25 protein-coding genes and 1 riboswitch are annotated in these 25,422 nt (G+C 38.9%); of the genes, 12 read left to right on the top strand and 13 right to left on the bottom strand.

Going from position 1 to position 25,422, the window contains the following annotated elements:
- Nucleotides 1-90 precede the first annotated feature (90 nt).
- The 3 genes from aat (at nt 91) to infA (ending at nt 1,936) form a co-directional block, all read left to right on the top strand.
- Entirely contained in the window at nt 91-795 is a 705-nt protein-coding gene (gene aat / locus PMAL9190_RS10700; protein WP_087845182.1) for a leucyl/phenylalanyl-tRNA--protein transferase, read from the top strand.
- Nucleotides 796-807: 12 nt separating this feature from the next.
- Complete coding sequence (locus tag PMAL9190_RS10695; RefSeq protein ID WP_087845181.1) at nt 808-1,500, top strand: arginyltransferase; 693 nt, start codon at nt 808-810, stop codon at nt 1,498-1,500.
- Nucleotides 1,501-1,717: 217 nt separating this feature from the next.
- Nucleotides 1,718-1,936 carry a translation initiation factor IF-1 gene (gene infA / locus PMAL9190_RS10690; protein ID WP_005368778.1) on the top strand — a complete coding sequence of 73 codons (219 nt, stop codon included), beginning with the start codon at nt 1,718-1,720 and terminating at the stop codon, nt 1,934-1,936.
- Between the two features lie 155 nt (nt 1,937-2,091).
- On the opposite strand, the gene clpA is transcribed toward infA, so the two are convergent.
- A complete protein-coding gene (clpA, locus tag PMAL9190_RS10685; protein WP_087845180.1) occupies nt 2,092-4,359 on the bottom strand; it encodes an ATP-dependent Clp protease ATP-binding subunit ClpA in 2,268 nt (755 codons plus the stop codon).
- Between the two features lie 46 nt (nt 4,360-4,405).
- A complete protein-coding gene (clpS, locus tag PMAL9190_RS10680) occupies nt 4,406-4,726 on the bottom strand; it encodes an ATP-dependent Clp protease adapter ClpS (protein ID WP_036793886.1) in 321 nt (106 codons plus the stop codon).
- A gap of 219 nt (nt 4,727-4,945) precedes the next feature.
- Here clpS and cspD point away from each other — a divergent pair, with 219 nt between their 5' ends.
- Nucleotides 4,946-5,167: a cold shock domain-containing protein CspD gene (gene cspD, locus PMAL9190_RS10675; protein WP_060998202.1), complete on the top strand. Its 222-nt coding sequence runs from the start codon at nt 4,946-4,948 to the stop codon at nt 5,165-5,167.
- Nucleotides 5,168-5,688: 521 nt separating this feature from the next.
- On the opposite strand, the gene icd is transcribed toward cspD, so the two are convergent.
- A complete protein-coding gene (gene icd, locus PMAL9190_RS10670; RefSeq protein ID WP_087845179.1) occupies nt 5,689-6,942 on the bottom strand; it encodes an NADP-dependent isocitrate dehydrogenase in 1,254 nt (417 codons plus the stop codon).
- Between the two features lie 143 nt (nt 6,943-7,085).
- On the opposite strand from icd, the gene PMAL9190_RS10665 reads away from it, so the two are divergent.
- From PMAL9190_RS10665 to PMAL9190_RS10640, 6 genes are all read left to right on the top strand, one after another.
- Nucleotides 7,086-7,736 (top strand): pseudouridine synthase, encoded by a 651-nt coding sequence (locus PMAL9190_RS10665; protein WP_087845178.1) that lies wholly within the window; start codon nt 7,086-7,088, stop codon nt 7,734-7,736.
- 363 nt (nt 7,737-8,099) lie between these two features.
- Nucleotides 8,100-9,215, top strand: a complete 1,116-nt coding sequence (gene mnmA, locus PMAL9190_RS10660; protein WP_087845177.1) for a tRNA 2-thiouridine(34) synthase MnmA — start codon at nt 8,100-8,102, stop codon at nt 9,213-9,215.
- A 14-nt stretch (nt 9,216-9,229) separates the two neighbouring features.
- Complete coding sequence (gene hflD, locus PMAL9190_RS10655; protein ID WP_087845176.1) at nt 9,230-9,847, top strand: high frequency lysogenization protein HflD; 618 nt, start codon at nt 9,230-9,232, stop codon at nt 9,845-9,847.
- An 88-nt stretch (nt 9,848-9,935) separates the two neighbouring features.
- Nucleotides 9,936-11,303 carry an adenylosuccinate lyase gene (purB, locus tag PMAL9190_RS10650; protein ID WP_087845175.1) on the top strand — a complete coding sequence of 456 codons (1,368 nt, stop codon included), beginning with the start codon at nt 9,936-9,938 and terminating at the stop codon, nt 11,301-11,303.
- 455 nt (nt 11,304-11,758) lie between these two features.
- Nucleotides 11,759-13,315, top strand: coding sequence for an EAL domain-containing protein (locus tag PMAL9190_RS10645; protein WP_087845174.1), 1,557 nt, complete (start codon nt 11,759-11,761; stop codon nt 13,313-13,315).
- Nucleotides 13,308-14,915: a diguanylate cyclase gene (locus PMAL9190_RS10640; protein WP_087845173.1), complete on the top strand. Its 1,608-nt coding sequence runs from the start codon at nt 13,308-13,310 to the stop codon at nt 14,913-14,915. The genes PMAL9190_RS10645 and PMAL9190_RS10640 overlap by 8 nt, the downstream gene beginning before the upstream one ends.
- A gap of 38 nt (nt 14,916-14,953) precedes the next feature.
- Here PMAL9190_RS10640 and oppF read toward each other — a convergent pair whose 3' ends face one another.
- From oppF to moaA, 10 genes are all read right to left on the bottom strand, one after another.
- Nucleotides 14,954-15,940, bottom strand: coding sequence for a murein tripeptide/oligopeptide ABC transporter ATP binding protein OppF (gene oppF / locus PMAL9190_RS10635; protein WP_087845172.1), 987 nt, complete (start codon nt 15,938-15,940; stop codon nt 14,954-14,956).
- 2 nt (nt 15,941-15,942) lie between these two features.
- Entirely contained in the window at nt 15,943-16,905 is a 963-nt protein-coding gene (locus PMAL9190_RS10630; RefSeq protein WP_087845171.1) for an ABC transporter ATP-binding protein, read from the bottom strand.
- Nucleotides 16,906-17,037: 132 nt separating this feature from the next.
- Complete coding sequence (oppC, locus tag PMAL9190_RS10625) at nt 17,038-17,949, bottom strand: oligopeptide ABC transporter permease OppC (RefSeq protein WP_087845288.1); 912 nt, start codon at nt 17,947-17,949, stop codon at nt 17,038-17,040.
- 16 nt (nt 17,950-17,965) lie between these two features.
- A complete protein-coding gene (oppB, locus tag PMAL9190_RS10620; protein WP_087820858.1) occupies nt 17,966-18,886 on the bottom strand; it encodes an oligopeptide ABC transporter permease OppB in 921 nt (306 codons plus the stop codon).
- Nucleotides 18,887-18,965: 79 nt separating this feature from the next.
- Nucleotides 18,966-20,597 (bottom strand): ABC transporter substrate-binding protein, encoded by a 1,632-nt coding sequence (locus tag PMAL9190_RS10615; protein ID WP_087845170.1) that lies wholly within the window; start codon nt 20,595-20,597, stop codon nt 18,966-18,968.
- A gap of 454 nt (nt 20,598-21,051) precedes the next feature.
- Nucleotides 21,052-21,213 carry a hypothetical protein gene (locus tag PMAL9190_RS20230; protein WP_200813412.1) on the bottom strand — a complete coding sequence of 54 codons (162 nt, stop codon included), beginning with the start codon at nt 21,211-21,213 and terminating at the stop codon, nt 21,052-21,054.
- Nucleotides 21,214-21,732: 519 nt separating this feature from the next.
- Complete coding sequence (moaE, locus tag PMAL9190_RS10605; protein WP_065168176.1) at nt 21,733-22,179, bottom strand: molybdopterin synthase catalytic subunit MoaE; 447 nt, start codon at nt 22,177-22,179, stop codon at nt 21,733-21,735.
- 1 nt (nt 22,180) lies between these two features.
- Nucleotides 22,181-22,426 (bottom strand): molybdopterin synthase sulfur carrier subunit, encoded by a 246-nt coding sequence (gene moaD / locus PMAL9190_RS10600; RefSeq protein WP_087845168.1) that lies wholly within the window; start codon nt 22,424-22,426, stop codon nt 22,181-22,183.
- Entirely contained in the window at nt 22,423-22,902 is a 480-nt protein-coding gene (gene moaC, locus PMAL9190_RS10595; RefSeq protein ID WP_060998187.1) for a cyclic pyranopterin monophosphate synthase MoaC, read from the bottom strand. The genes moaD and moaC overlap by 4 nt, the downstream gene beginning before the upstream one ends.
- A gap of 91 nt (nt 22,903-22,993) precedes the next feature.
- The gene (moaA, locus tag PMAL9190_RS10590) at nt 22,994-23,983 is read right to left on the bottom strand and encodes a GTP 3',8-cyclase MoaA (RefSeq protein ID WP_087845167.1); all 990 of its coding nucleotides are present in this window, start codon (nt 23,981-23,983) and stop codon (nt 22,994-22,996) included.
- Nucleotides 23,972-24,145, bottom strand: a riboswitch (molybdenum cofactor riboswitch). (Overlaps the previous gene by 12 nt.)
- A 184-nt stretch (nt 24,146-24,329) precedes the next feature.
- On the opposite strand from moaA, the gene PMAL9190_RS10585 reads away from it, so the two are divergent.
- On the top strand, nt 24,330-24,557 hold the full coding sequence (locus PMAL9190_RS10585) for a hypothetical protein (RefSeq protein WP_087845166.1): 228 nt from the start codon (nt 24,330-24,332) through the stop codon (nt 24,555-24,557).
- 194 nt (nt 24,558-24,751) lie between these two features.
- On the top strand, nt 24,752-25,330 hold the full coding sequence (locus tag PMAL9190_RS10580; protein WP_235004343.1) for an LON peptidase substrate-binding domain-containing protein: 579 nt from the start codon (nt 24,752-24,754) through the stop codon (nt 25,328-25,330).
- Nucleotides 25,331-25,422 lie beyond the last annotated feature (92 nt).

The following is a 25,422-nucleotide window of genomic DNA, read 5'->3' as shown; positions in this document are numbered from 1 at the left end:
ATCGTTGAGATTATCGGCGTTTTTTTTCTCTATCGTTAAATGTTATATTGGTTGCAGTAGTTTTTTGACCTCGCATGCAGTTGATAACAAATGACGATTTATATTCCTGAAATTGAGCCGGCATCATTACAGTTTCCTGCTCCCAATACCGCTCGCACAGAACCAAATGGTTTATTGGCCTTTGGCGGTGACCTTAGCCCCCAACGACTACGTCAGGCTTATCGACATGGTATCTTTCCATGGTACTCACAAGGCGAGCCCATTTTATGGTGGAGCCCCAATCCGCGTGGCATCTTTATTCCGCAACAATTTACGCCAAGCAAAAGTTTGCGTAAATTTATGCGAAAATCCTCATATCGAATTACACTCAATCATGCATGCCACGCCGTGATCCGCCACTGTGCTGAATCTCGTGGACCAAATCAAACTTGGATCACTGAAGCTATGATTAATGCGTATCAAACATTGCATGATCAAGGTGATTGCCATTCGGTTGAAGTCTGGCAAGATCAACAACTCGTCGGTGGTTTCTATGGTATTGCTGTCGGTCGCATTTTTTGTGGGGAATCGATGTTTTCCCTCGCTGATAACGCCTCAAAAATTGCGTTATGGTATTTCTGTCGCCATTTTTCACACCATGGTGGCACTCTCATTGATTGCCAAATGATGAATCCGCATCTCGCTTCTTTAGGTGCATGCGAATTAAATCGCTCAGCTTTTATTAGCCAACTGCATCAACAACGCGATAGTGCCTTACCCGCAGCCTGTTATCATCCACAAACTTTAGTGTTATAAACAAAATTAATAATGAAAGAATTATCTTTACAGCTTGGCCTTACACCGGAAAGTGACTGCAATTACTTACCACAGCAACGCGATCAACTTGGCGTGGTAATGGATCAACCTTGGCTCAACCCTAATGGTTATGATCTATTAATTAGTTCAGGCTATCGCCGCAGTGGTAGCATTATCTATAAACCGATGTGCAAAAATTGTAATGCATGTACTCCACTACGGGTTGATTGTACTCACTTCACCCCTTCTAAAAGTCAAAAGCGTCAACAAAACCAAATTAAAAAACTACAGTGGCAATTTAAACAACAATTAGACCCTAATTGGTTTGAGTTATATGAGCGTTATATTAATGTTCGTCATGCTAGTGGCTCGATGTTTCCTGCCAATAAACAGCAATTTTTTGACTTTATTACTGCACCATGGATGAATACGGCATTCTTGCATTTATATCAAGATAATCAATTAATTGCTGTTGCTGTTACCGATGTATTCGCAGATTCCTTAAGTGCAGTTTATAGCTTTTTTGAGCCTGAACATAAACTCTCATTAGGCACATTATGCGTGCTTTTACAAATTGAAGTTTGCCGCCAAACCCAGCGCCAATGGCTCTATCCTGGTTATCAAATAGACCAATGCCGCGAGATGAATTATAAAGTTCGCTTTACGCCTCATCAAAAGTTAATCCATGGTGAGTGGATTAGCTGAGTGTTAAATACACGCAAAACGGTCAAATTAACTACAACCCAAGAATCAATTACATTCGCTTGTGTTAATTTACTGAGAAAAAATAGATTAATCGCGAACAATAGCTGACAAAAACAACTGGCAAGGGTAAAATTACGTCCTAAACTTTACACTCAAACAGTTTCAAGGCATTATCCAGCCCGATCAAGATGAATGGCTGGTAGCCTAAGAGGATTCAATGGCAAAAGAAGACGTAATTGAAATGGCTGGTACTGTACTAGATACACTACCAAATACTATGTTCCGTGTTGAGCTGGAAAACGGTCACGTTGTTACTGCTCACATCTCTGGTAAGATGCGTAAGAACTACATCCGTATTCTTACTGGTGACAAAGTAACAGTGGAACTGACTCCTTACGATCTTACTAAAGGTCGCATCGTCTTCCGCGCACGTTAATCTTTCTCTAAAAGATTAGTGCTGCAAATAAAACCCGGCCTATTGCTGGGTTTTATTTTGTGAAGTCATCACAAGTAGTCAGAATAAAAAACGCCGCAGATAATTGTTATTATCTACGGCGTTTTTGTTTATTACTATTTCGCTAAAATATTAGCTTAATGCGCGGCTTCCATCTCACTGCTAAATTGGAAATCTAGTTCGCCATTAATGTAATCAACACGCACCGAGCCCCCATTGACTAATGAACCAAACAGTAATTCATTAGCAAGTGGCTTTTTAAGGTTCTCCTGAATCACACGCGCCATTGGACGTGCACCCATCGCCTTATCATAGCCTTTATCTGACATCCACTCACGTGCTCGCTCAGACACCTCCATAGAGACACCACGTGCATCGAGTTGTGCTTGTAGTTCTACGATAAACTTATCAACTACTTGGCCGATAACCTCTTTCTCAAGATGGTTAAACCAAATAATATTATCAAGACGGTTACGGAATTCAGGCGTAAATACGCGTTTGATCTCTGCCATCGCATCATGGCTATGATCTTGTTGAATAAGACCAATTGATTTACGTACCGTTTCCGTTACACCAGCATTGGTTGTCATCACAAAAATAACATTGCGGAAATCAGCTTTACGGCCATTGTTATCTGTTAGCGTACCGTTATCCATCACTTGCAATAACAAATTAAACACATCAGGATGCGCTTTTTCTATTTCATCAAGCAATACCACTGAATGTGGGTTTTTGATAACAGCGTCAGTTAATAAACCACCTTGATCATAACCTACATAACCAGGAGGAGCACCAATTAGACGGCTAACGGTATGACGTTCCATGTACTCTGACATATCAAAACGTAACAGCTCAATGCCCATTGTACGTGCTAACTGTACTGTCACTTCCGTTTTACCGACACCTGTAGGACCTGCAAATAAGAACGACCCCACCGGTTTGTTATCTGCACTCAATCCTGCACGACTTAATTTGATCGCTTCCGTTAATACATCAATGGCACTATCTTGACCAAATACCAACATTTTCAGGCGGCTATCAAGTGTCTGTAGCACGTCACGATCACTGCTTGAAATTGATTTCTCAGGAATACGCGCCATCTTAGCAATCATGGTTTCGATATCGCCGACGTTAACCGTTTTTTTACGGCGACTTGCAGGGGCTAAACGACAACGTGCGCCCGCTTCATCAATAACGTCAATGGCTTTATCTGGTAGATGACGCTCATTAATATATTTGGCCGATAACTCAACCGCGGCACGAATCGCTTTATTGGTAAAACGAACTTCGTGGTGAGCTTCATATTTTGATTTTAAGCCCATCAAAATTTTAGTGGTGTCATCTAGTGATGGCTCAACCACATCAATTTTTTGGAAGCGACGTGACAGTGCACGCTCTTTCTCAAAAATGTTGCTGTATTCTTGATAGGTTGTTGATCCCATGCAACGCAGCTTACCGCTACTTAATAGTGGCTTGAGTAAGTTGGCGGCATCCACTTGACCACCCGATGCAGCACCTGCACCAATGATGGTATGAATCTCATCAATAAATAAAATTGCATGATCTTCTTTCTCAAGCTGCTTTAAAATAGCTTTAAAACGCTTCTCAAAGTCACCACGATACTTAGTGCCCGCTAATAACGAACCAATATCAAGTGAATAAATCACACAGTCTTGAATAATTTCAGGTACTTGACCTTCAACAATACGCCACGCTAGACCTTCAGCAATAGCCGTTTTACCCACTCCTGCCTCACCGACTAATAATGGGTTGTTTTTACGACGACGACAAAGTACTTGTACTGTTCGCTCAAGCTCTTTATCTCGGCCAATCAGAGGATCAATGCCACCTGATTTCGCAAGTTGGTTAAGATTGGTGGCAAAATTTTCAAGCTTATCGTCAGAGCTCTGCTCTGCGCGTTGTTCTTCTGTATTACCTGTCTCTGATGGATTAATATCATCATTATCACTGCCTTTAACAGTGCCATGAGAAATAAAATTCACTACATCAAGACGACTAATATCACTTTTCTTAAGTAAATATGCGGCGTGCGACTCTTGCTCGCTAAAAATCGCAACTAATACGTTTGCACCTGTAACTTCACTTCGACCCGATGACTGCACATGAAACACTGCGCGTTGTAATACTCGCTGAAAACTCAGTGTTGGTTGAGTTTCGCGGCTTTCATCATCTACTGGAATCAAAGGTGTTGTTTGTTCAATAAAAGAATCTAGCTCTTTACGCAATACATCAAGATCAGCGCGACATGCTAATAGCGCTTCTTGCGTGGCTACATTATCTAACAGAGCCATCAGTAAATGTTCTACCGTCATAAACTCATGACGCTTTTCCCTTGCACGGGCAAATGCACCGTTCAGGCTTGCTTCAAGTTCTTTATTTAGCATAGGCACCTCCCCTAAAAACCACTCAATATGGCGTGCCGGAAAAAGATTATGCTTTTTCCATCGTACATAACAACGGGTGTTCATTCTCCCGTGCGTACATCATTACTTGCGCAACTTTCGTTTCAGCTACTTCTGCGGTAAAGGTGCCACAAATGGCTTTACCTTCATAATGTACCGCAAGCATTAACTGAGAAGCCTTCTCCAAATCCATGGAAAAAAATGTTTGTAACACATCAATTACAAAGTCCATCGGTGTGTAATCATCATTGTTTAAAATTACTTTATACATCGATGGCGGCTTAACTTGGATTTCTTCCTTATCCAGTACATCAGATTCAGGATTCATCCATTCGTATAACTTACTCATAGTTTTATCTTAGTTCATTCATTCGTGAGCTGGCTATAGCCAAGTTAATAAAAGATTTTATCAAAATGTTACAAACAATACTTGACTGACTAGTTTATTTTACTACATTGTAAATTGTAGTAGATATAATCTGCATCAAAATCGCATTAGTATGCAATCAAATTTACTGAATGTTCAACTAATGTCAAATGGAAATTGAATGCAAAAAGGGTGTATAGCATGGCAACAGGTACAGTGAAATGGTTCAATAACGCCAAAGGATTTGGCTTCATCTGCCCTGAAGAAGGTGAAGACGATATTTTCGCTCACTATTCAACAATCCAGATGGATGGTTACCGAACACTTAAGGCAGGTCAACAAGTGAACTACGAAGTTCAAACTGGCCCTAAAGGTTACCATGCAAGTGCTATTGTTCCCGCAGAAGGCGACCTAGCCAAATAAGCGGTACCAATATTAACTGCACATTAAAAGGTGGGTTATGCCGCCTTTTATTTGTTAATTAGAAATCAAATAACTCAATTTCTTATACAATATACCAATTACTCACCAACTTCGACTCTCATCGACCGTTATTCAATACTTAGGTTTAATTTCACTCAATTGCCTTTTTCTAACCCAAAAAAAGCCGTATCATCCCCACCATCAAAAAATGAATAAAAACCGCATAAAAAAACAATGCCTCATTCTTTAAGGTGAGACCAAAAACCAATAGTACCATTAACAAAAAACAAACATTCAACACCTTCACCTATCCTATGCCAATTTTTATTTATTGCCTATATCAGAGAGTTATCATGTTGTCTGTTTGAGAGTTAGCGCACGAGTGTATGATAGATTTGATTATTTTACCGACAGTTAAGATCTATATAGCACTGATAAGCTGGCGTTTTATTATCATGTTACAGCGATAAAAAAGGCCCAGCAAATGCTGAGCCTCAATCGTTTCTCAATAATACTATCTATTACATTTGTTCAATCATATCATCAGCGAATTCAGAACATTTACGTAGATTAGCGCCGTCCATTAGACGTTCAAAATCATACGTTACCGTCTTATTGCTGATTGCCGCTTCCATTGAGCTAATAATCAAGTCAGCAGCTTCTTTCCATCCCATATGACGTAGCATCATTTCAGCAGAAAGAATCAATGAGCCTGGGTTAACTTTATCTTGACCTGCATACTTAGGTGCAGTGCCGTGAGTTGCTTCAAACAACGCCACGCCATCACCAATATTAGCACCAGGTGCAATACCGATACCGCCGACTTGGGCTGCTAATGCATCTGAAATGTAATCACCGTTAAGGTTCATGGTTGCAATCACATCATACTCTTCTGGACGCAGTAGAATCTGCTGTAAGAAGGCATCTGCAATACAATCTTTAATCACAATCTCTTTGCCTGTGTTTGGGTTCTTTAATGTCATCCAAGGCCCGCCATCAAGTAATTCAGCACCGAATTCTTGTAGCGCTACATCGTAACCCCAATCTTTAAATGCACCTTCCGTAAACTTCATGATGTTACCTTTATGAACTAAAGTTAACGAATCACGATCATTATCAATGGTGTATTGAATTGCTGCACGCACTAGACGTTTTGTTCCCTCTTCTGATACAGGTTTAATACCAATACCACATTGTTGTGGGAAACGAATTTTAGTTGCACCCATTTCTTGTTGAAGGAACTGAATCACTTTATCAGCTTCTGCTGTGCCTGCTTGGAATTCAACGCCAGCATAAATATCTTCTGAGTTTTCACGATAAATTACCATGTCAGTTAACTCAGGGCGTTTAACTGGGCTTGGTACGCCATCAAAATAACGTACCGGACGCACACAAATATAAAGATCCAGTTCTTGACGTAATGCAACGTTAAGAGAACGAATACCACCACCAACGGGTGTCGTTAATGGGCCTTTAATTGCAACTTTATATTCACGAATAAAATCAAGTGTTTCTTGTGGAAGCCATGCGTCATCACCATAAACTTGGGTTGATTTCTCACCGGTGTAGATTTCCATCCACTCAATTTTACGATCACCGGCATACGCTTTCTTAACTGCGGCATCCACAACTTTAATCATTGCAGGGCTTACATCGATCCCGATACCATCACCTTCGATGTACGGAATAATCGGGGTATTAGGAACAATCAATTTACCTTCAGCATCTACTGTAATTTTCTGGCCGGCTGTTGGTACAATTACTTTACTATCCATTTTAAATCTCCTGGCATCCATTTGTTATCATTTTGTAAGAGGCGAGCAAATCATACTTTAAATTTTATCAATACGTCAATTGTGTAATTTTTCACGTATAATACCACGGTCTAACTCATCAACTCTTACAACAACGCGTATTTATGAAGCCAAACACCCCAAAACGTCAACCTCTTCGTGCCAATAATGAGCGAAGGGCGTCAAGAAAAATAAATAAGCCTAAGCGTCCTCGTGGACCACAAAAAGTGATTTTATTTAACAAACCTTATAACACCTTAACTCAATTTTCAGGTGAACCTGGCGATAGTACCCTCGCTGATTTTATTCCAGTAAAAGACGTTTATCCTGCCGGACGATTGGATAAAGACAGTGAGGGCTTATTGGTTCTAACCAATGATGGTATTTTGCAAGCACGCTTAACACAGCCGCAATCAAAACAAGCCAAAGTCTATTGGGTACAAGTTGAAGGTACGCCTACAGCAGCAGATTTACAGCAATTGCGTGATGGAGTGACATTAAAAGATGGCCCAACACTACCTGCTGGTGTCGACGTGATTGCATCACCACAAATATGGGATCGAACGCCACCTATTCGTGAGCGTAAAAATATTCCAACCACTTGGCTTGCGATTACGCTACGAGAAGGTCGTAATCGTCAAGTGCGTCGTATGACTGCCCATATTGGTTTTCCAACATTACGTCTAATTCGTTACCAAATGGCGCAATGGACTGTGGCTGATTTAGCGCCAGGCGAGTGGAAAGAAATTACCCTACCCGCGCCAACTCAAGCATAATTTAGTTGTCATCTGATTTGCGCTCTTTGATTTACAATCAGGGCGCATTATTCCCTTCAATGTTGTAAAACTATTTTCCTCAACAAAAAACTACACATTTTTATTAAGATCCACTATGATTGCGACAAATAGCAAACGTTTGCTATTTGGTTTTATTGCAACGATTCTAATAAAAATCCATTACCGTTTTTTCTATAGCATTCAGTTTTTAAATACTTTTTTGGAACATCAATAAGATTATTTTCACTCTCGCTTTCATTATCGATTATTTATTAGAGTGTGATTCTGCTCTCGATCTGTTTCAAACGGTGGGTTTCTGTTAGAATTGCGCTCTTAACACTAAATTAGCGACAGTAGAGAAATATGTCTGATAACAGCCAAAAGAAAGTCATTGTCGGCATGTCCGGCGGCGTAGATTCATCGGTATCCGCTTACCTGCTCCTTCAACAAGGTTATCAAGTTGAAGGCCTGTTTATGAAAAACTGGGAAGAAGACGATAACGATGAATACTGCTCTGCTGCAGAAGATCTCGCTGATGCACAAGCGGTATGTGACAAGCTTGGTATTACACTGCACACCATTAATTTTGCAGCAGAGTACTGGGATAACGTGTTTGAGTACTTCCTAGAGGAATACAAAGCTGGTCGCACACCAAACCCTGATATTTTGTGCAACAAAGAAATCAAATTTAAAGCCTTCCTTGAGTTTGCCGATGAAGTGCTTGCAGCCGACTATATTGCAATGGGTCATTATACTCGTCGTAGTTTCCCAACAGCTGAAGGTGAAAAACCTCAAATGCTGCGCGGCGTCGATAACAATAAAGATCAAAGCTATTTCTTGTACACCTTAAGTCACGAGCAAATTGCACGCAGTTTATTCCCAGTTGGTGAACTTGAAAAACCTGAAGTTCGTCGTATTGCTGAAGAGCAAGGGCTAATTACTGCTAACAAAAAAGATTCAACCGGCATTTGCTTTATTGGTGAGCGTAAATTTACTGAGTTTTTAGGTAAATACCTTCCTGCTCAGCCAGGTAAAATTGAAGTGGCTGATACTGGTCTTGTTATTGGTGAACACCAAGGCTTGATGTATCACACTCTAGGCCAACGTAAAGGCTTACATATTGGTGGTCAAAAAGGCGGTAATGGTCTTGAAGATGCATGGTATGTTGTTGATAAAGATCTAAAACGCAATGTGCTTATTGTTGGCCAAGGTAAAGATCATCCTCGTTTAAAATCAAACGGTTTGATTGCCTCTCAATTACATTGGGTTGATCGTCAGCCTATCCGTGAGACAATGACATGCACGGTAAAAACTCGTTACCGTCAGCAAGATCTTCCTTGTACCATCATTCCAATGAATGATGAAACCATTAAAGTGATTTTTGATGAGCCTCAAATTGCAGTAACACCAGGACAATCTGCCGTATTCTATAACGGTGAAATCTGTCTCGGTGGTGGCATTATTGAAGAGCGAATTTAAAGGAGTTCTTGCGCGTGGCTTACTCTATTTATGATCGAACGATTGCGTTTGCAGGCATGTGCCAAGCAGTCAAATTAGTTCAAGACGTTGCCCGTAATGGCAATTGCGACTCAGCAGCATTAACCACCATGCTAAACAGTATCATGGCAACCGATCCAGCCAATACCGTAGGTGTCTATGGTAGCGAAGCTGATTTACGTATCGGTTTAGAAGCGATGGTACGCGATATTGATGGTTCGTCATCAGGCAGTGAGATAACACGTTATCTTGTTGGCGTTATGGCACTTGAGCGTAAACTATCAGCTCGCCGTGATAGCATGGCACAGTTGGGTGATCGCGTGAGTACATTGAAGCGTCAAACAGTCCATTTTGAAATACTTGATGAGCAAATGATAAGTAATATTGCCAGTATTTACTTAGATATCATTAGTCCATTAGGACCACGGATTCAAGTATCAGGTACGCCTGCGCAATTACAGCTACCCCATGTTCAGCATCGAGTACGGGCATTATTACTTGCCGCTGTACGTAGTGCCGTATTATGGAGTCAAGTTGGCGGTAAACGTCGCCATTTGTTATTTGGTCGTAAGCAAATGCTAGAGCAAGCAAAAATCCTGCTCGCACGCAACTAAGCTAACCCAATGCTAACTCCCATTCAGCCTGAAAAATCAGGCTGAATATCAATTTTGTTTTAACCCTCATAAACCAGGAGAGATCAACATGGAACTGTCAGCACTGACAGCTGTTTCCCCAGTAGATGGCCGTTACGGAAGTAAAACAAGCGTACTACGCAGTATTTTTAGTGAATTCGGTTTACTAAAGTACCGTACTATCGTTGAAATCCGTTGGTTACAAAAATTAGCCGCTACTGATGCTATCGTGGAAGTTCCTGCATTCAGCGCAGAAGCGAATGCTTTTCTAGATCGTATTGCTACTGAGTTTAGCGAGCAAGATGCACTTCGAATTAAAACAATCGAGCGCACGACTAACCACGATGTAAAAGCAGTTGAATACTTTCTGAAAGAAAAAGTAGCAGAAGTTCCTGAATTACATGCTGTTAATGAATTTATTCACTTTGCATGTACATCAGAAGATATCAACAACCTATCTCATGCACTAATGCTAACAGAAGCGCGTACAAGCGTAATGCTACCTGAAGTGCGTAATGTTATTGATGCAATTAAAGCACTAGCAAACGAATATCGTGCTATGCCAATGCTTACACGTACTCACGGTCAGCCAGCTTCTCCATCAACAATGGGTAAAGAAATGGCTAACGTGGCGTACCGTATGGAACGTCAATACAAGCAAATCGAAAACGTTGAAATTCTAGGTAAGATCAATGGTGCTGTAGGTAACTACAACGCTCACCTATCAGCTTACCCTGATATTGATTGGCACCAATACAGCGAAGAGTTTGTGACATCGTTAGGGATCACATTCAATCCTTACACAACTCAAATTGAACCACATGATTATATTGCAGAATTGTTTGATGGCTTTGCCCGTTTCAACACTATTTTGCTTGATTTCGATCGTGATATTTGGGGTTACATTGCTTTAGGTCACTTTAAGCAAAAAACGATTGCTGGTGAAATTGGTTCATCAACCATGCCACATAAAGTTAACCCAATCGATTTTGAAAACTCAGAAGGTAACCTTGGTCTAGCAAATGCTATCTTTGGTCATTTAGCACAAAAACTACCGGTTTCTCGTTGGCAACGTGACCTAACAGATTCAACAGTATTACGTAACCTAGGCGTTGGTTGTGGTTATGCAATTATTGCTTACACATCAACGCTAAAAGGTATTAGTAAACTTGAGCTTAACCAGGTAGCACTAGAAGCTGAATTAGATAAAAACTGGGAAGTACTTGCAGAGCCTGTACAAACAGTAATGCGTCGCTATGGTATCGAAAAACCGTACGAGAAGCTAAAAGAGCTAACGCGTGGTAAGCGTGTTGATGGTGAAGGCATGCGCGCATTCATTGATGGTCTAGAGTTACCTGAACATGAAAAAGTTCGTCTAAAAGAATTAACACCTGCAAACTACATTGGCGATGCTGTTAAGCTAACTGATCTACTTTAAATTATTCGCTAGATAAACTTATTCCTAAAGGACGTTATTAATAGCGTCCTTTTTTATTAACCTAATATTGAAGATTTTCTGACGTTGTATTGACGCAAGAAATAGTAGTTACTTCTATACTTTTAATCGTTATCTAAACTTGATAATCACAGTTTTGTCTATTCAACTAGACATTCAGAAAAGGTGCTTTTCTGAAATATGCATAAAAATATAAAATTAAAAATAACTACACTCCGTTTTAGCCATAATGAACAAACAACACCATTCATATTAAGAATATTTAGTCGTCAAATATTCACTATTTTATAAAACAATTCGCAAAACTAATATAAAAAATAATAAATAAAGTCTGATTTAATTTTTTATTGTTTTCATAACTCTTCAGAAGCATCTCGATTTTGTTTTTGCTATCTTAATTGTGACAATTGGCTAACAAAAAGTAGAGTTCTTTCATCGTGACTATCAGACGTCCCTCAATTTCATTTTATAGCATTGCATTAGCGACTTTACTTATCGCTATAGGTTTAGTGACGTTAGCACTTACTTCACAAACAGTTGGCCGTCAGCTGTTTAAATATAATCTCGAGTCATTTGAACACCAACGCTCTGAAAACTACTTACACAGTATTCAATCGACCTCTATTCTACTTGATAATCTTCAGTACCATCTTTCCTATACCTGCGATAAAGAAGATATTTCAGAACTTGAGCGTGCCAGTTATTATTCATCACATATTCGCAGTATCAGTTTGGAAACCAAGTCAGGTAAGGTTTGTGGCGACCATTCCAATCTCACTCAACTTTATGGTTCTCCAACCAAAAAAATTCCGTTAAATCGCGAAGTGGTTGTGATTGCTAATGCTGATAATAATGAAGCAATAGTTCAATTCCGTAAGCAAGTCGTTGGCGGAATTATTACAGTCGATATCGTTAAACAGCCTACAAATGCACTACTGGCCAATGCGTGTGATCAATGTTGGTTGCAAGTTATCGAAAATAATGGCGTATCGCTGTATACCGATGATACGCAAAAAACGCCAACTGTGACATCCAATCACGCTCTCAAGACTACCGTTAAGCCAATTTTATCAATGCCACTGCATAATCAAGCATGGATAAAATATTACGTGACTCCAAAAGTCATTACTGACTACCGCGCTCATATTAGACCGTTTTTATTACTGATTCTAAGCGGATTGATTTTTATTGTTTTAGTGATGCTATATCGTCGTTATCATAGCACCAGTATTATTAAGTTCTTAATACTCAATGCTATAAAGCAAAATCATTTAGTGCCGTATTACCAACCTATTATTGATGCAGAAAAAAAGATAACTTGTGGTTATGAAGTATTAATCCGCTGGGAAACTAAAAAAGGTAAAGTTATTCTGCCTGATGAGTTTATTCCTCAATGTGAAGCTAATGGTGTTATTACCCCTCTCACATTCCAATTAATTAATACTGTTGCACGTGATATTCATAAACTAGAAATCCAACATGGCAAAACTCTGCCATACTATTTCAGTATCAATATCAGTGCGAGCGTTCTGCAAGATCCTGAACTGATTGATATTACACGTTCAGCATTAGCACACTATAATATTGCTCCGCATAATTTTGCCTTTGAGCTAACAGAGCGCGCTCCCATTGATAATATTGAGCAAGCAGAACAAAACTGCATTAAGCTTAATGCAATGGGTATTCAAATTAAGTTGGACGATGTGGGTAATGGCTACTGTGATTTCTTAGCGTTACAAAAATTGCAAGCAACAACAATCAAAATCGATAAAGTTTTCATTGATGATATTGATTCTTTGGCAGCAAGTTCTATTGTTAAATCATTAGTTGCGTTTGCAGAAAAGGCAGAGGTCGAAGTGATTGCTGAAGGTGTTGAAACAGAGCAACAAGCTCAAATATTAACCGAATTAGGTATTCGTTATCATCAAGGATTCTTATACAGTAAGCCGGTGCCATTTAGTAAATTAGCAAGTGATAAAAACTTTAATGTCTAAAGCTGAACAACACATATTAAAGAATAAAACCTCAAAATGGCAACTTGATCATATCTTATGTGGTAATGATATGATCAGGCGCTGTTTGATTCTTTTTTTTAATTTAATGCTACTGGTAATCATTGTCGGTTTTAGTCTACGCCAAGAAATAAACGAAACGCGTTTATATATTGAGGCAAATCTAAATCAAATAAAAAACACGACAGATTCACTCGCGTATCGAAATAAACGTTATGCGAATACTGCAACAAAAGCTATCGCAAATATGGATGAGTACAATAAAAGATTACAAGTACTGGCAGAAATTCATTACTATCCAAAATTAAAAGAATTTGGCTTTAATCGTGGTATTTATCCTAATAACTTGTTCAATGGTAGTTTAGTCGGCCCTGGGTTTCCTAATCAATTAATTCAAAAAGATACCCATTTATTTGCTGTATTAGATGAATTATGGGCTGAACAACAAGCCCATCCAATTGTGTATAACTACTACTATATTTCTCACTTATTAAAATATTTCTATTTATCTTCAAAACTTCCGGTAGACAAATTTAATACCACTAAAGAATTTTTTTCAACCGATCTTTACCGAAACCAAAGCTCAATATCTCAATCACTTGATGAATTACAAAAAGGAATATATTACACTTATCCTTATTTAGATTTTTTTTCTCAAGAAATGGTCGTTACAATTAAATCTCCTGTTTATAAAAATAATAAAATCGCAGGTGATATTGGGGTCGATATTCCAGTAAAATCACTAATAAAATCAATTACATTACCAAAAAAATTAAAATCTTCGCTTAATTTTTATTTGTATGTAAAAGACAAAAAACAAAAAATTGAAATTTATAATGGATATAACAATCGGATATTACCTTCAATTCCAGTATATACGCATTTAAATAATAATATTTTAATTTTTGCTGATATATCACCGTGGTTTTTTGTTAACTTTGCGATAAAAATAACCATATTAGGTCTTTCGCTATTAATTATTCTCAATTATATGAACGCGCTATTAAAGCGCCACAAATTTCAAAAGCAGCGTTATCAATTAGAAGCGTATACTGATTTGCTCACTGGGTTATTTAACCGTCGAGTAATGGATACAATTATTAAAGATATAGTGACAGAGAATAATAAAAATGGCCAGCCTACTGCACTTATTATATTTGATGCTAATGATTTTAAGATAATAAATGATACTTATGGTCACGATATTGGTGACTTAGCATTGAAGCATATTTCATCAACCATTACTGATATGACACGAGATAGTGATATTTGTATTCGACTCGGTGGGGATGAGTTTTGCATTGTGCTACCTAGTGCCGATTTAGAAAAAGCATTAATCATGGCTGATCGATTAGAATTAGCTATTTTTAGCGGCTACTTTTGCCATTACAATATTAAAATATCGATTTCAACAGGCTGTACTGTTATAGAAAAAAATGAAAGTTTACACAATGCGTTAGTGCGTGCAGACAAAATATTATATAAAAATAAAAAAAACAAAACTGAAAATAAAAAAGCATTACAAAAACAACTAAATAATTATATTTTCAAATCTCCACCAAACTTTCCTAAAAAAGAATAACGTCCGTTAATCACTGGACGTTATTCATACATGAGTCATTATTCTTGTAAGCATGCAACCGCATGTTGGTAAGACCCTTGCAGTTTGGGCTTTTTCTCAGCACAAATTGCAGCAGCTTTCGGACAACGGGTTCTAAAAACACACCCTGATGGCGGATTCATCGGTGACGGTAAATCCCCTTCTAACAACTCAATATGTTTATTGCGCTCTAACTGTGGATCAGGGATCGGTACTGCCGACATTAACGCTTTAGTATAAGGGTGCTGAGGATTAGCAAACAGAGCTTTACTCTCCCCCATCTCAACCGCATTACCTAGGTACATTACCAAAACACGATCAGAAATATGTTTTACCACAGACAAATCATGAGCAATAAAGATTAAGCTTAATCCCATTTCTTTTTGAAGTGATTTAAGTAAATTCACCACTTGCGCTTGAATCGATACATCAAGGGCTGATACTGGCTCATCGCAAATAATCATCTTAGGCTTTAAAATCAACGCTCGTGCAATACCGATACGCTGACATTGACCACCTGAAAATTCATGTGGATAACGGTTAATGACGTTTGGTAACAAGCCTACTTTGGTCATCATTGCTTGGACTTGCTGCTTCACTTCATCAGCGCTTAAGTGGGTATAAAAAGCATTTAAAGGCTCGGCAATAATCTCACCAACCGTCATACGCGGATTTAACGAGGCTAATGGATCTTGGAAAATCATTTGAATTTGCTTACGCGTTTCACGTAATGCGCTGTGATTAAGTTTGGTCAAATCTTGTCCTAACCATACCACGTTGCCCTCTGTCGCTTTCACTAATCCAATAATCGCGCGTGCAAAGGTTGATTTACCACAACCTGACTCACCAACAACACCTAAAGTCTCACCTTCATAAACACAGATATTAACCCCATCAACAGCTTTTAATTTTGAAGGCTGGCTCCAAGGCCATGCTGATTTAGAGGCAATGTTAAAGTGCACCTTGAGATTAGTAATATCCAATAATACTTTCTTTTCTGCTTTCATCACTATGCTCCCATCTCAGCAAAACAAGCACGTAATCGATCTTGTGCAAATGGCATTAACAATGGCGATTCTTGTTTGCAACGTGACAGTACGCGATGGCAACGCTCTTGATATGGGCAACCGACAGGCAAGCGTAATAAGTTAGGTGGATTACCCGGAATTGTTGGCAAATCTTCACCTTCAGTATCTAAACGCGGAATCGCACGCAGTAATCCTTCAGTATAAGGGTGACTAGGACGGTAAAAAATATCGTTAATATCACCGTATTCCATCGTCCGTCCGGCGTACATCACCAGCACTTTGTCACAACTACCAGCCACAACGCCAAGATCGTGAGTGATCATGATGATCGAGGTATTAAAATCAGATTTAAGATCATTGAGTAACTCCATGATCTGCGCTTGTACTGTCACATCAAGTGCTGTTGTAGGTTCATCTGCAATTAATAATTTTGGTCGACATAATAATGCCATTGCAATCATTACACGCTGGCGCATACCACCTGAGAATTCGTGGGGGTACATCGTTATACGCTGACGTGCTTCAGGGATTTTAACCGCATCCAACATTCTTACGGATTCTTCAAAAGCTTGAGCACGGCTCATCCCTTTGTGTAACATCAGCACTTCCATTAATTGTTCGCTGACTTTCATATAAGGATTAAGTGATGTCATTGGATCTTGAAAAATCATCGCAATTTGTTCAGCACGAATACTATTCAGTTGTTTTTCGGATAGATTTAAAATCTCACGCCCTTCAAATTTAGCGCTGCCACTAATAATGCCGTTCTTGGCTAGTAAGCCCATAATAGCGAACACGGTTTGACTCTTTCCTGAGCCCGACTCACCAACAATACCTAAGGTTTGGCCTTGTTCTAACGAAAAATTCAAATCATTAACCGCTGTAACATTGCCATCTGGTGTGGTGAATTCAACCCGTAAGTCTTTAACTTCTAACAAACTCATACTACTTCCTTGTTATCAACGCTAAGCACCGTACATTCGCTTCGGTTATTATTTATTATCAAGTGAATGATATTGACGTTCCCCTACTATGAGTTTCACTTTAATACGCAATAAAAGGGGAGCTGCTTATTTCTATCTGTCTTTTGGATCTAACGCATCGCGTAAACCATCACCGACATAGTTAAAACAAAATAATGTAATCACCATAAAGCCAGCAGGAAACAATAACTGCCAAATAGCCACTTCCATCGTTTGTGAACCTTCATGCAACAATGCTCCCCAACTCGTCATCGGCTCTTGTACACCGAGCCCAAGGAAACTTAAAAACGATTCAGTGAGAATCATTGCAGGCACAAGTAATGTTGAATACACCGCTACGATACCCAACACATTCGGTACGATATGGCGAGTAATGATCCGCCAACGGCTAACGCCACACACATGGGCAGCTTCTATGAACTCTTTACCACGTAATGATAAAGTTTGACCACGCACAATTCGCGCCATATCAAGCCAAGAAATCGCACCGATAGCAATAAAGATCAGCATGATGTTACGGCCAAAAAAGGTCACTAACACAATCACAAAAAACATAAATGGAATTGAGTATAGAATTTCTAATATACGCATCATCACTCGGTCGGTTTTACCGCCAATAAAGCCCGATGCTGCGCCATAAAGTGTACCAATAACCACCGCAACTAACGCGCCTAACAGCCCCACCATCAGTGAAATTCGACCACCGATTAAGGTACGCGTATAAAGATCGCGTCCTAGACTATCTGTACCAAAGAAGTGCCCTTCAGCCCCTAACGATGGCGCAGCATGCAGCGCATACCAGTCAGTATCATCAAACGCATATTGGCTCACCATTGGACCAAAAATAACTGCCAACGTGATCAACCCTAAAATCACTAACGATACCATCGCCGCTTTGTTACGAAAAAAACGTGAACGCGCATCTTGCCATAAGCTACGACCTTCTATTTCAAGGCTTGCAGAGAATTTCTCTAATGCTTCAACATTATCTTTTTTAGTTAAAATCATAATTATCAGCCTCTTAATAACGAATTTTAGGATCGATCATCGCTAATACAATATCGACAATGGCATTGAAGATAATGGTTAACGAACCAATCAAAATCGTAATTCCCAGCACTAACGAGTAATCACGATTAAAGGCTGCATTGACAAATAACTTACCGATACCAGGTAAGCCAAAGATAGTTTCAATCACAACAGAACCGGTAATAATACCGACAAAAGCAGGCCCCATGTATGACACCACAGGTAATAACGCAGGACGTAAAGCGTGCTTTAAAATAATATGGCGGTAACTTAAACCTTTAGCACGAGCAGTACGAATAAAGTTGCTGTTTAAGGTTTCAATCATGCTGCCACGCGTAATACGAGCAAAGGTTGCAACATACAATAAAGCCATGCCTAACATCGGCAAAATAACAAATTTTAACGAGCCGTCTTGCCAACCACCAGCAGGCAGCCATTGCAAATTGATCGCAAAAATATAGATCAATACCGGCGCAAGAATAAAGGACGGCATCACCACCCCCGCCATTGCGGTCGACATAATAGTGTAATCAAGCCAGGTATTTTGCTTTAACGCCGCTATAGTACCGACACTCACGCCCATGACTAACGCAAAAATAAACGCAAAAAAACCAATTTTAGCGGAAACAGGTAACGCTTTAGAGACTAATTCGTTAACTGTAAAATCTTTATACTTAAATGAGGGTCCAAAGTCCCCTTGCACAATATTGCCTAAATAAGTGGTGTATTGTTCAAACACTGGCTTATCTAAGCCATATTTTGCTTCAATATTAGCGAGTACTTCCGGTGGTAAAGGGCGATCTGAAGTAAAAGGGTTACCGGGGGCGAAGCGCATTAAAAAAAATGAGATGGTGATCAATACCAAAAGTGTCGGTATCGCTTCAAAAATCCTTTTAGCAATGAATTTAATCATATAAAGCTACCGTATTTGCTGTGCGTGCGAGTGCTGCCTTCATGTTAGAAGGCAGCTAATTATTATTTTGAAAAGCGTATTATTTAGCGATGAAGTACATATCTTTTGAGTAGATATTATCTTCTGGGTTTTTCATTGGGTAACCCCCTAATTGAGGGTTAACCAAACGTGCATTAACATAATGGTAGATAGGCATAATCGGCATATCTTGCGCTAAGCTAGCTTCAGCACGTTTATAATCTGCTGCTCGTTCAGCCGCTGTTGGAGCAAGAATTGCGTCATCAATGGCTTTATCGTAATCAGCACTAGCGTATTTAGGGTAGTTTTGTGAGTGGCCAGTACGCATAATTGCTAGGAAGGTTGACGCTTCATTATAATCGCCACACCAACCAGCACGAGAAACATCAAAGTTACCTTGACGCTTACTGTCTAAGTAGCTCTTCCACTCTTGGTTTTCAAGTTGTGCTTCAACCCCTAAACTTTTTTTCCACATTGATGCAATCGCAACTGCAATCTTTTTATGGTTCTCAGAGGTGTTGTATAACACTTTAAATGTCAGCGGGTTATCTTTGCCATACCCAGCAGCAGCTAATAATGCTTTGGCTTTTTCTAAACGTTGTTTTTGAGTTAATTGCGCATACTCAGGCATGTCTACTTCAAGCCCATTCGTTGATAACGGGGTAAAGTTATAAGCAGGGGTTTCACCTTTACCAACAATGAATTTGGCTAATACATCACGATCAATCGCGTACGATAGCGCTTTACGCACATCACCATTATCAAAGGGTTTACGCGCAGTATTAAATTCGTAGTAGTAAGAACATAGATAAGGCGTTACTTTCACATCTTGTGGGTATTCTTTTGTTAGACGTTTAAAATGCTCATTCGGCATTTCATAGGTCATATCAACTTCACCAGCAAGAAAACGGTTCATTGCCGCGACTTGGTTTTCAATCGGTAAGAATGTCACTTGATTGATAACCGTCTCTTTATTATTCCAGTAATTATTATTACGCGTTAATACAATACGTTCGTTCACAACCCAGCTATCAAGCTGATAGGCACCGTTAGATACATAATTACCCACTTTAGTCCATTGATCACCGAACTTTTCAACCGCGTTTTTATTTACTGGCTTCATTGATGTATGAACCAGCATTGCAGCAAAATACGATAATGGCTTATCTAAAGTTACTTTTAACGTATGTGGATCAACCGCTTCAACACCTAATGTTTCTGGTGATTGTTTGCCAGCAATAATATCAGTGGCGTTGGCCATAGTGGTCATTTCAAGGTATGACGCATAAGGAGACGCTGTTTTTGGATCAGCCAGACGACGCCACGTATAAACAAAGTCATCAGCAGTAACTGGATCGCCATTTGACCACTTGGCATCATTACGTAGATTGAAAATCCAAGTTTTGTTATCTGTTGTTTGCCACGATTTAGCAACACCTGCGACCAAGTTGCCTTCAGCATCTTGGTTAACTAAACCTTCGAGTAAATCGCGAATAACATTAGATTCAGGTACACCTGATACCTTTTGTGGATCAAGTGATTCAGGCTCAGTGCCATTAGCACGAACCAATTGTTGTTTATCTGCTAATTTAATATCGGCAGGAACTTGTGCTGCAAAAGTTGAAAAAGAAGGAAGAGCAACAACGAGACCTAAGCCAAGCAACACTGCTTGAGTAATTTTATTCTTATACATGCATTAACTCCAATACATCAATTTATAACATCCATGACATTCTCAGCAGGTCATCTCAATTAATAACAAAATAGTCACTCTCAATCCTAGAGAACAGCCATCAAACCGAAGAATTGTCTAAAACATTAACAGGAGTTATATTAATTTGCCACAAACAGACAAATAAAACACATTTCATACTAAACATTTAGTTAACAACAGATAACATTGACTAGATCAATATCACATTTATAGATTTTTAAACCTATAATTAGTAAGGTTAAAGCCATTAATATTATTAAAAATTGCTTAAAAGTACTTTCCAATGGCTATAATTTGAACTTTAATTTGAAACCAGAATATAAAACTACTGAACCACACCAAAGTAGCACACAAAAATAAACAATATTGTTACACTTTAAATACAAAAAAGGCACTACCTTAGTAATGCCTTCTTATATAAATTAAGTTAAATTTACTTACTTTCGCTATCTAGCTTAATAAGCTGCTTATCTTCACTGACTGCTTGCTGTTTTTGTTCAAGTAATAGCTGTGCTTCATCATCATGGTTATTATCATTAATGCCAACATCAGCCATCATCTGCCTTACTCTTTTGCAAGATATACGTTTATGCATAATCAACTTCTCCGCTGTTAAATGACGCCAGCAGACCTTCACTACCACTTAACGACTTGGCCTTATACCAGCTCAATACTCTCTTAGTGCCCTTCACTCTATAAATATGGCACATGAGGCTTAATCTCACCGCATTATTGACACTGTTTTTGCGTATTAATAACAAAAAGATCTTAAAATGGTAACAGATAGATTATTTTAGCAAACAACATCATAAGCTGGTAAAGATCCTATAAATAAACCAATAAGCTCGCTATCATTTAATCATTAAGAAATATATCCCGTACCAAGTTAAATTTCTTAGTAATCCCTCTGTTATTTCATACGGTGAGAATAAGAGTAAATTATGAGACCCACAGGCTGCATTTCACGACCAAGTCCATCCCGTTTTCGCACTAGCTACGTTCCAACTACAGCGGCAAATCGAGATAAGAATAAAAATAAGAAATAGTATTTATCGTTAATGTTTACCTATAAAAAAAGGAGCTGAAATCAGCTCCTTTTATTTATAAATCAATGTTATTTAGACCAACGGTCTGCGGCAGAATTATCGGTTTCACGCGCATCGACCCACCGGCTTTCCGATGGTGTTTGTTCTTTTTTCCAAAATGGCGCGCGGGTTTTCAAATAATCCATAATGAATTCACAGGCTTCAAATGCAGCACCACGATGCGCACTTGTAACACCAACAAACACAATTTGATCACCTAATTCAAGATCACCAACACGATGGATCACTCGTGTTTGTAATAATGGCCATCGGCTACGTGCTTGAACAATAATTTCTTGCAACGCTTTTTCTGTCATACCCGGATAATGCTCTAACGACAAACCCGTTACTGCATCACCTTGATTAAAATCACGCACTTTACCAATAAACGTTACCACAGCGCCCGCTTCATTACCTTCAGCAAGCTTGGCATATTCATCTGCAACTGAAAAATCTTGATGTTGAACTGAAATCATCTTAACCCCCAGTAACGGGTGGGAAAAAAGCAACTTCATCACCATCTTTAATGGCTGTATCTAATCGGCAAATGGTTTGATTAACAGCAACCAATAATTTACCTGACTCTAATGCTAACTGCCACTTATCGCCACGAGATAATAATGACTGACGTAAGTCATCTGCTGTTGCAAATTCTGCTGCAACCTCAATCCCATCAACGCCGACTAACTCTTTAATTTGAGCAAAAAATAGTACTTTAATCATGCTTCAACCTTAAAGTGTCCAGATTTACCACCCGTCTTCTCAAGTAATCGTACTTGACTGATTACCATGTCTTTTTGAACGGCTTTACACATATCATAGATAGTTAATGCCGCAACAGAAGCTGCGGTTAGTGCTTCCATTTCAACGCCTGTTTTACCGGTTAGCTTACAACAAGATTCGATGCGTACTTTATTTTCAGCAGCAATAGCTTCTAATTGAACTTCAACTTTAGTCAGTAGTAGTGGATGACATAATGGAATCAGATCCCATGTTTTCTTTGCTGCTTGAATACCTGCAATGCGCGCTGTTGCGAAAACATCACCTTTATGATGCTGACCAGAGACAATTAATGCCAAGGTTTCAGGTGCCATATGCACAAATGCTTCTGCACGTGCTTCACGTACTGTCTCAACTTTTGCTGATACATCAACCATGTTAGCTTCACCTGAAGCATTAATATGGGTAAACTGATTCATTCTTTATTCCCAATAAAAGCAATAACTTATGCACTACCGATTATGATATATCGATAGCTAATGTATTATTTATCATCGTACGTCGTATAACCTAGCCACCAATAGATGCAAGGTTTGGCGTCATGCCCGTTTTACCTTCATCAAGAAAGTGACTGACAGCCTTGGTATTTAAGCTCGCTTGAATACGCTCAATAAGTTGTGGTTGCTGGCTATCGTCAGCTAATAAATCACGTAATTCAACGCCTTCTTCACCAAATAGGCACAGATGTAGCTTACCTTTTGCCGATACACGAAGACGATTACAGCTTTCACAAAAATTCTTTTCATATGGCATAATCAACCCAATTTCACCAATATAATCAGGGTGATAGAAAACTTGAGCTGGGCCATCATTATTGCTTTTAACTTTTAATAACCAGCCGTTAGCAATCAGATGATTACGAATACTGACACCTGATACATGATGCTTACTGAACAGGCTATCCATTTCACCCGTTTGCATTAACTCAATAAAGCGTAGTTGGATCGGACGGGTTTTAATCCATTCTAAAAACTTAGGTAATTCTTGAGAGTTAAGATCTTTGAGTAAAACAGTGTTGATTTTTACTTGTTCAAAACCAGCATCAAAGGCAGCATCAATACCTTCCATAACCTGATGAAACATATTTTCACCGGTGATCTGGTAAAACATCTTTGGATCTAAGCTATCAACACTGACATTAATGTGTGTTAATCCAGCTTGACGCCACTCATGAACGTGCTTTGCCATGCGATAACCATTAGTGGTGGTTGCCACTTTAGTGATGCCTGGTTGGCTCGCAACAGTACGAATGATATCGGTAAAATCACGGCGTAAACTTGGCTCACCACCAGTAATACGTACTTTGGTGGTACCACAATCAGCAAAAGCTGCTGTCACACGCTGAATTTCATCCAAGCTCAAAAAAGAAGGCTTCTTTTTTTCCGCTGGTTGGTAGCCATCAGGTAGGCAATATGTACATTTGAAGTTACACACATCGGTAACTGAGAGTCGTAAATAGTAAAATTTACGATTAAAACTATCTTGTAATTGTTTAGCCACGGAACACCTTTCCAAATGCGGGAGGCCGATTCATTTCTAAACCAACCCTGGTGACATTATGTCACTGGCGTTAATCACTTATTGACTATTAGATATTCCTTATAGGAACACTCAAACAGCACGTAGCAACTTAGTGAAAAAAGCTCGGAGTTATGGCAGTTATGCACATCAGTCGTTGATTAACTATTAATGTTACACAACGGCATTTCTTATTTAAAAGTATCAGAGTTTTTCGAAAATTGACAAATAACTGAAAAAAACAGGCTCACATTCTACCTTTCGAGCAGAAACACGACAATACTAGTTAAGTATTTAACCCTAAATTGATGTCACTAATGGAGGATTTATGTCCAATATAATCGAATCAGCAACATTGGATGATATTGCTCTTTATCTGCAACGAGAAGAGAGCCTTGATAGCGATTCTGCGCATGCAGCGGCACAACAGGTACTGGGTAATTTTATCGAAATGCGTAATAAGGGCTTAATTAAGGGATGGTATTTCGATGATTTTGGCCACTTAGAATTATTACCAACTGACAGTGTTCAGTCGTGGATTGATCAAACTAAGTAGCACATTAGGCATAATGGTTTTTATTTTGCACTCACTATATGCAATGTAGTTGCTATTTTAAAATGATTATAATCAAGCAATGGTTGTTTAATTATTTGCAATCAGGCAGTTGATTACTCAACCATGCTTTTGTGTTACTTCGGCATCAGACTTGCTTGCCTATAAAAGAATACAATTCATAAAATAGTGCAGCTATGACTACTTTCAATATGCCTTTATTATTTCAAAAACGTCATATTCTTCCTGCTGGACGAATGCATCTTTATTTATCAGGAATTACCCATATCACAACACTGAGAGCCCTTTTGTTATCAAAAACAGGGATCGGTATCTGCATGTTTAGTAATAAATCATCACGCAAAAAATTATATAATATCGGCACAAGAGTCACGATTGAAGATTTTAATCATGAACCAAATAATCCATTAATTCGCTTAAATATTTATGGCCAAGAGCTGTTTAAAATTACCACGATTGAACAAGGTAACGATGATATTATGTGGGGGAAATGTCTACAATTACCGCACTGGCCTCAACAGCAGCTCACCACCGAACAACAATTATTGTCGACACGGTTACAATTAATGTTTAACAAATACCCCGATTTAGACAAATTACACCATCAACAAGAATTTGATAATTTAAGTTGGCTGTGTCAACGCTGGCTTGAAATATTACCGCTACCAACTCAAGAAAAACAAACCCTACTCAACCATCCTGATTGCCTTCAAGCTTGCGACTATCTTATGAGTAAAATTTACACTCAACACTGACTTAAGCATCGCTCTTCTCTGATTAATATTCAAATGCACATTAACCAATAAATGCATAAGCTCGTAACATTTGTTAAAATATACCCATAAAA

The organism is Photobacterium malacitanum, from assembly GCF_900185615.1.
Taxonomy (GTDB): Bacteria; Pseudomonadota; Gammaproteobacteria; order Enterobacterales; family Vibrionaceae; genus Photobacterium; species Photobacterium malacitanum.
Note: the sequence above shows the minus strand (reverse complement) of the source record. Positions and strands in the feature narration are given on the sequence as shown.

Coding starts and splice junctions, on each gene's coding strand:
- aat (WP_087845182.1), top strand. CDS start 91: ATGACGATTTATATTCCTGAAATTGAGCCGGCATCATTACAGTTTCCT.
- PMAL9190_RS10695 (WP_087845181.1), top strand. CDS start 808: ATGAAAGAATTATCTTTACAGCTTGGCCTTACACCGGAAAGTGACTGC.
- infA (WP_005368778.1), top strand. CDS start 1,718: ATGGCAAAAGAAGACGTAATTGAAATGGCTGGTACTGTACTAGATACA.
- clpA (WP_087845180.1), bottom strand. CDS start 4,359: ATGCTAAATAAAGAACTTGAAGCAAGCCTGAACGGTGCATTTGCCCGT.
- clpS (WP_036793886.1), bottom strand. CDS start 4,726: ATGAGTAAGTTATACGAATGGATGAATCCTGAATCTGATGTACTGGAT.
- cspD (WP_060998202.1), top strand. CDS start 4,946: ATGGCAACAGGTACAGTGAAATGGTTCAATAACGCCAAAGGATTTGGC.
- icd (WP_087845179.1), bottom strand. CDS start 6,942: ATGGATAGTAAAGTAATTGTACCAACAGCCGGCCAGAAAATTACAGTA.
- PMAL9190_RS10665 (WP_087845178.1), top strand. CDS start 7,086: ATGAAGCCAAACACCCCAAAACGTCAACCTCTTCGTGCCAATAATGAG.
- mnmA (WP_087845177.1), top strand. CDS start 8,100: ATGTCTGATAACAGCCAAAAGAAAGTCATTGTCGGCATGTCCGGCGGC.
- purB (WP_087845175.1), top strand. CDS start 9,936: ATGGAACTGTCAGCACTGACAGCTGTTTCCCCAGTAGATGGCCGTTAC.
- PMAL9190_RS10640 (WP_087845173.1), top strand. CDS start 13,308: ATGTCTAAAGCTGAACAACACATATTAAAGAATAAAACCTCAAAATGG.
- oppF (WP_087845172.1), bottom strand. CDS start 15,940: ATGAAAGCAGAAAAGAAAGTATTATTGGATATTACTAATCTCAAGGTG.
- PMAL9190_RS10630 (WP_087845171.1), bottom strand. CDS start 16,905: ATGAGTTTGTTAGAAGTTAAAGACTTACGGGTTGAATTCACCACACCA.
- oppB (WP_087820858.1), bottom strand. CDS start 18,886: ATGATTAAATTCATTGCTAAAAGGATTTTTGAAGCGATACCGACACTT.
- PMAL9190_RS10615 (WP_087845170.1), bottom strand. CDS start 20,597: ATGTATAAGAATAAAATTACTCAAGCAGTGTTGCTTGGCTTAGGTCTC.
- PMAL9190_RS20230 (WP_200813412.1), bottom strand. CDS start 21,213: ATGCATAAACGTATATCTTGCAAAAGAGTAAGGCAGATGATGGCTGAT.
- moaE (WP_065168176.1), bottom strand. CDS start 22,179: ATGATTTCAGTTCAACATCAAGATTTTTCAGTTGCAGATGAATATGCC.
- moaD (WP_087845168.1), bottom strand. CDS start 22,426: ATGATTAAAGTACTATTTTTTGCTCAAATTAAAGAGTTAGTCGGCGTT.
- moaC (WP_060998187.1), bottom strand. CDS start 22,902: ATGAATCAGTTTACCCATATTAATGCTTCAGGTGAAGCTAACATGGTT.
- PMAL9190_RS10585 (WP_087845166.1), top strand. CDS start 24,330: ATGTCCAATATAATCGAATCAGCAACATTGGATGATATTGCTCTTTAT.
- PMAL9190_RS10580 (WP_235004343.1), top strand. CDS start 24,752: ATGACTACTTTCAATATGCCTTTATTATTTCAAAAACGTCATATTCTT.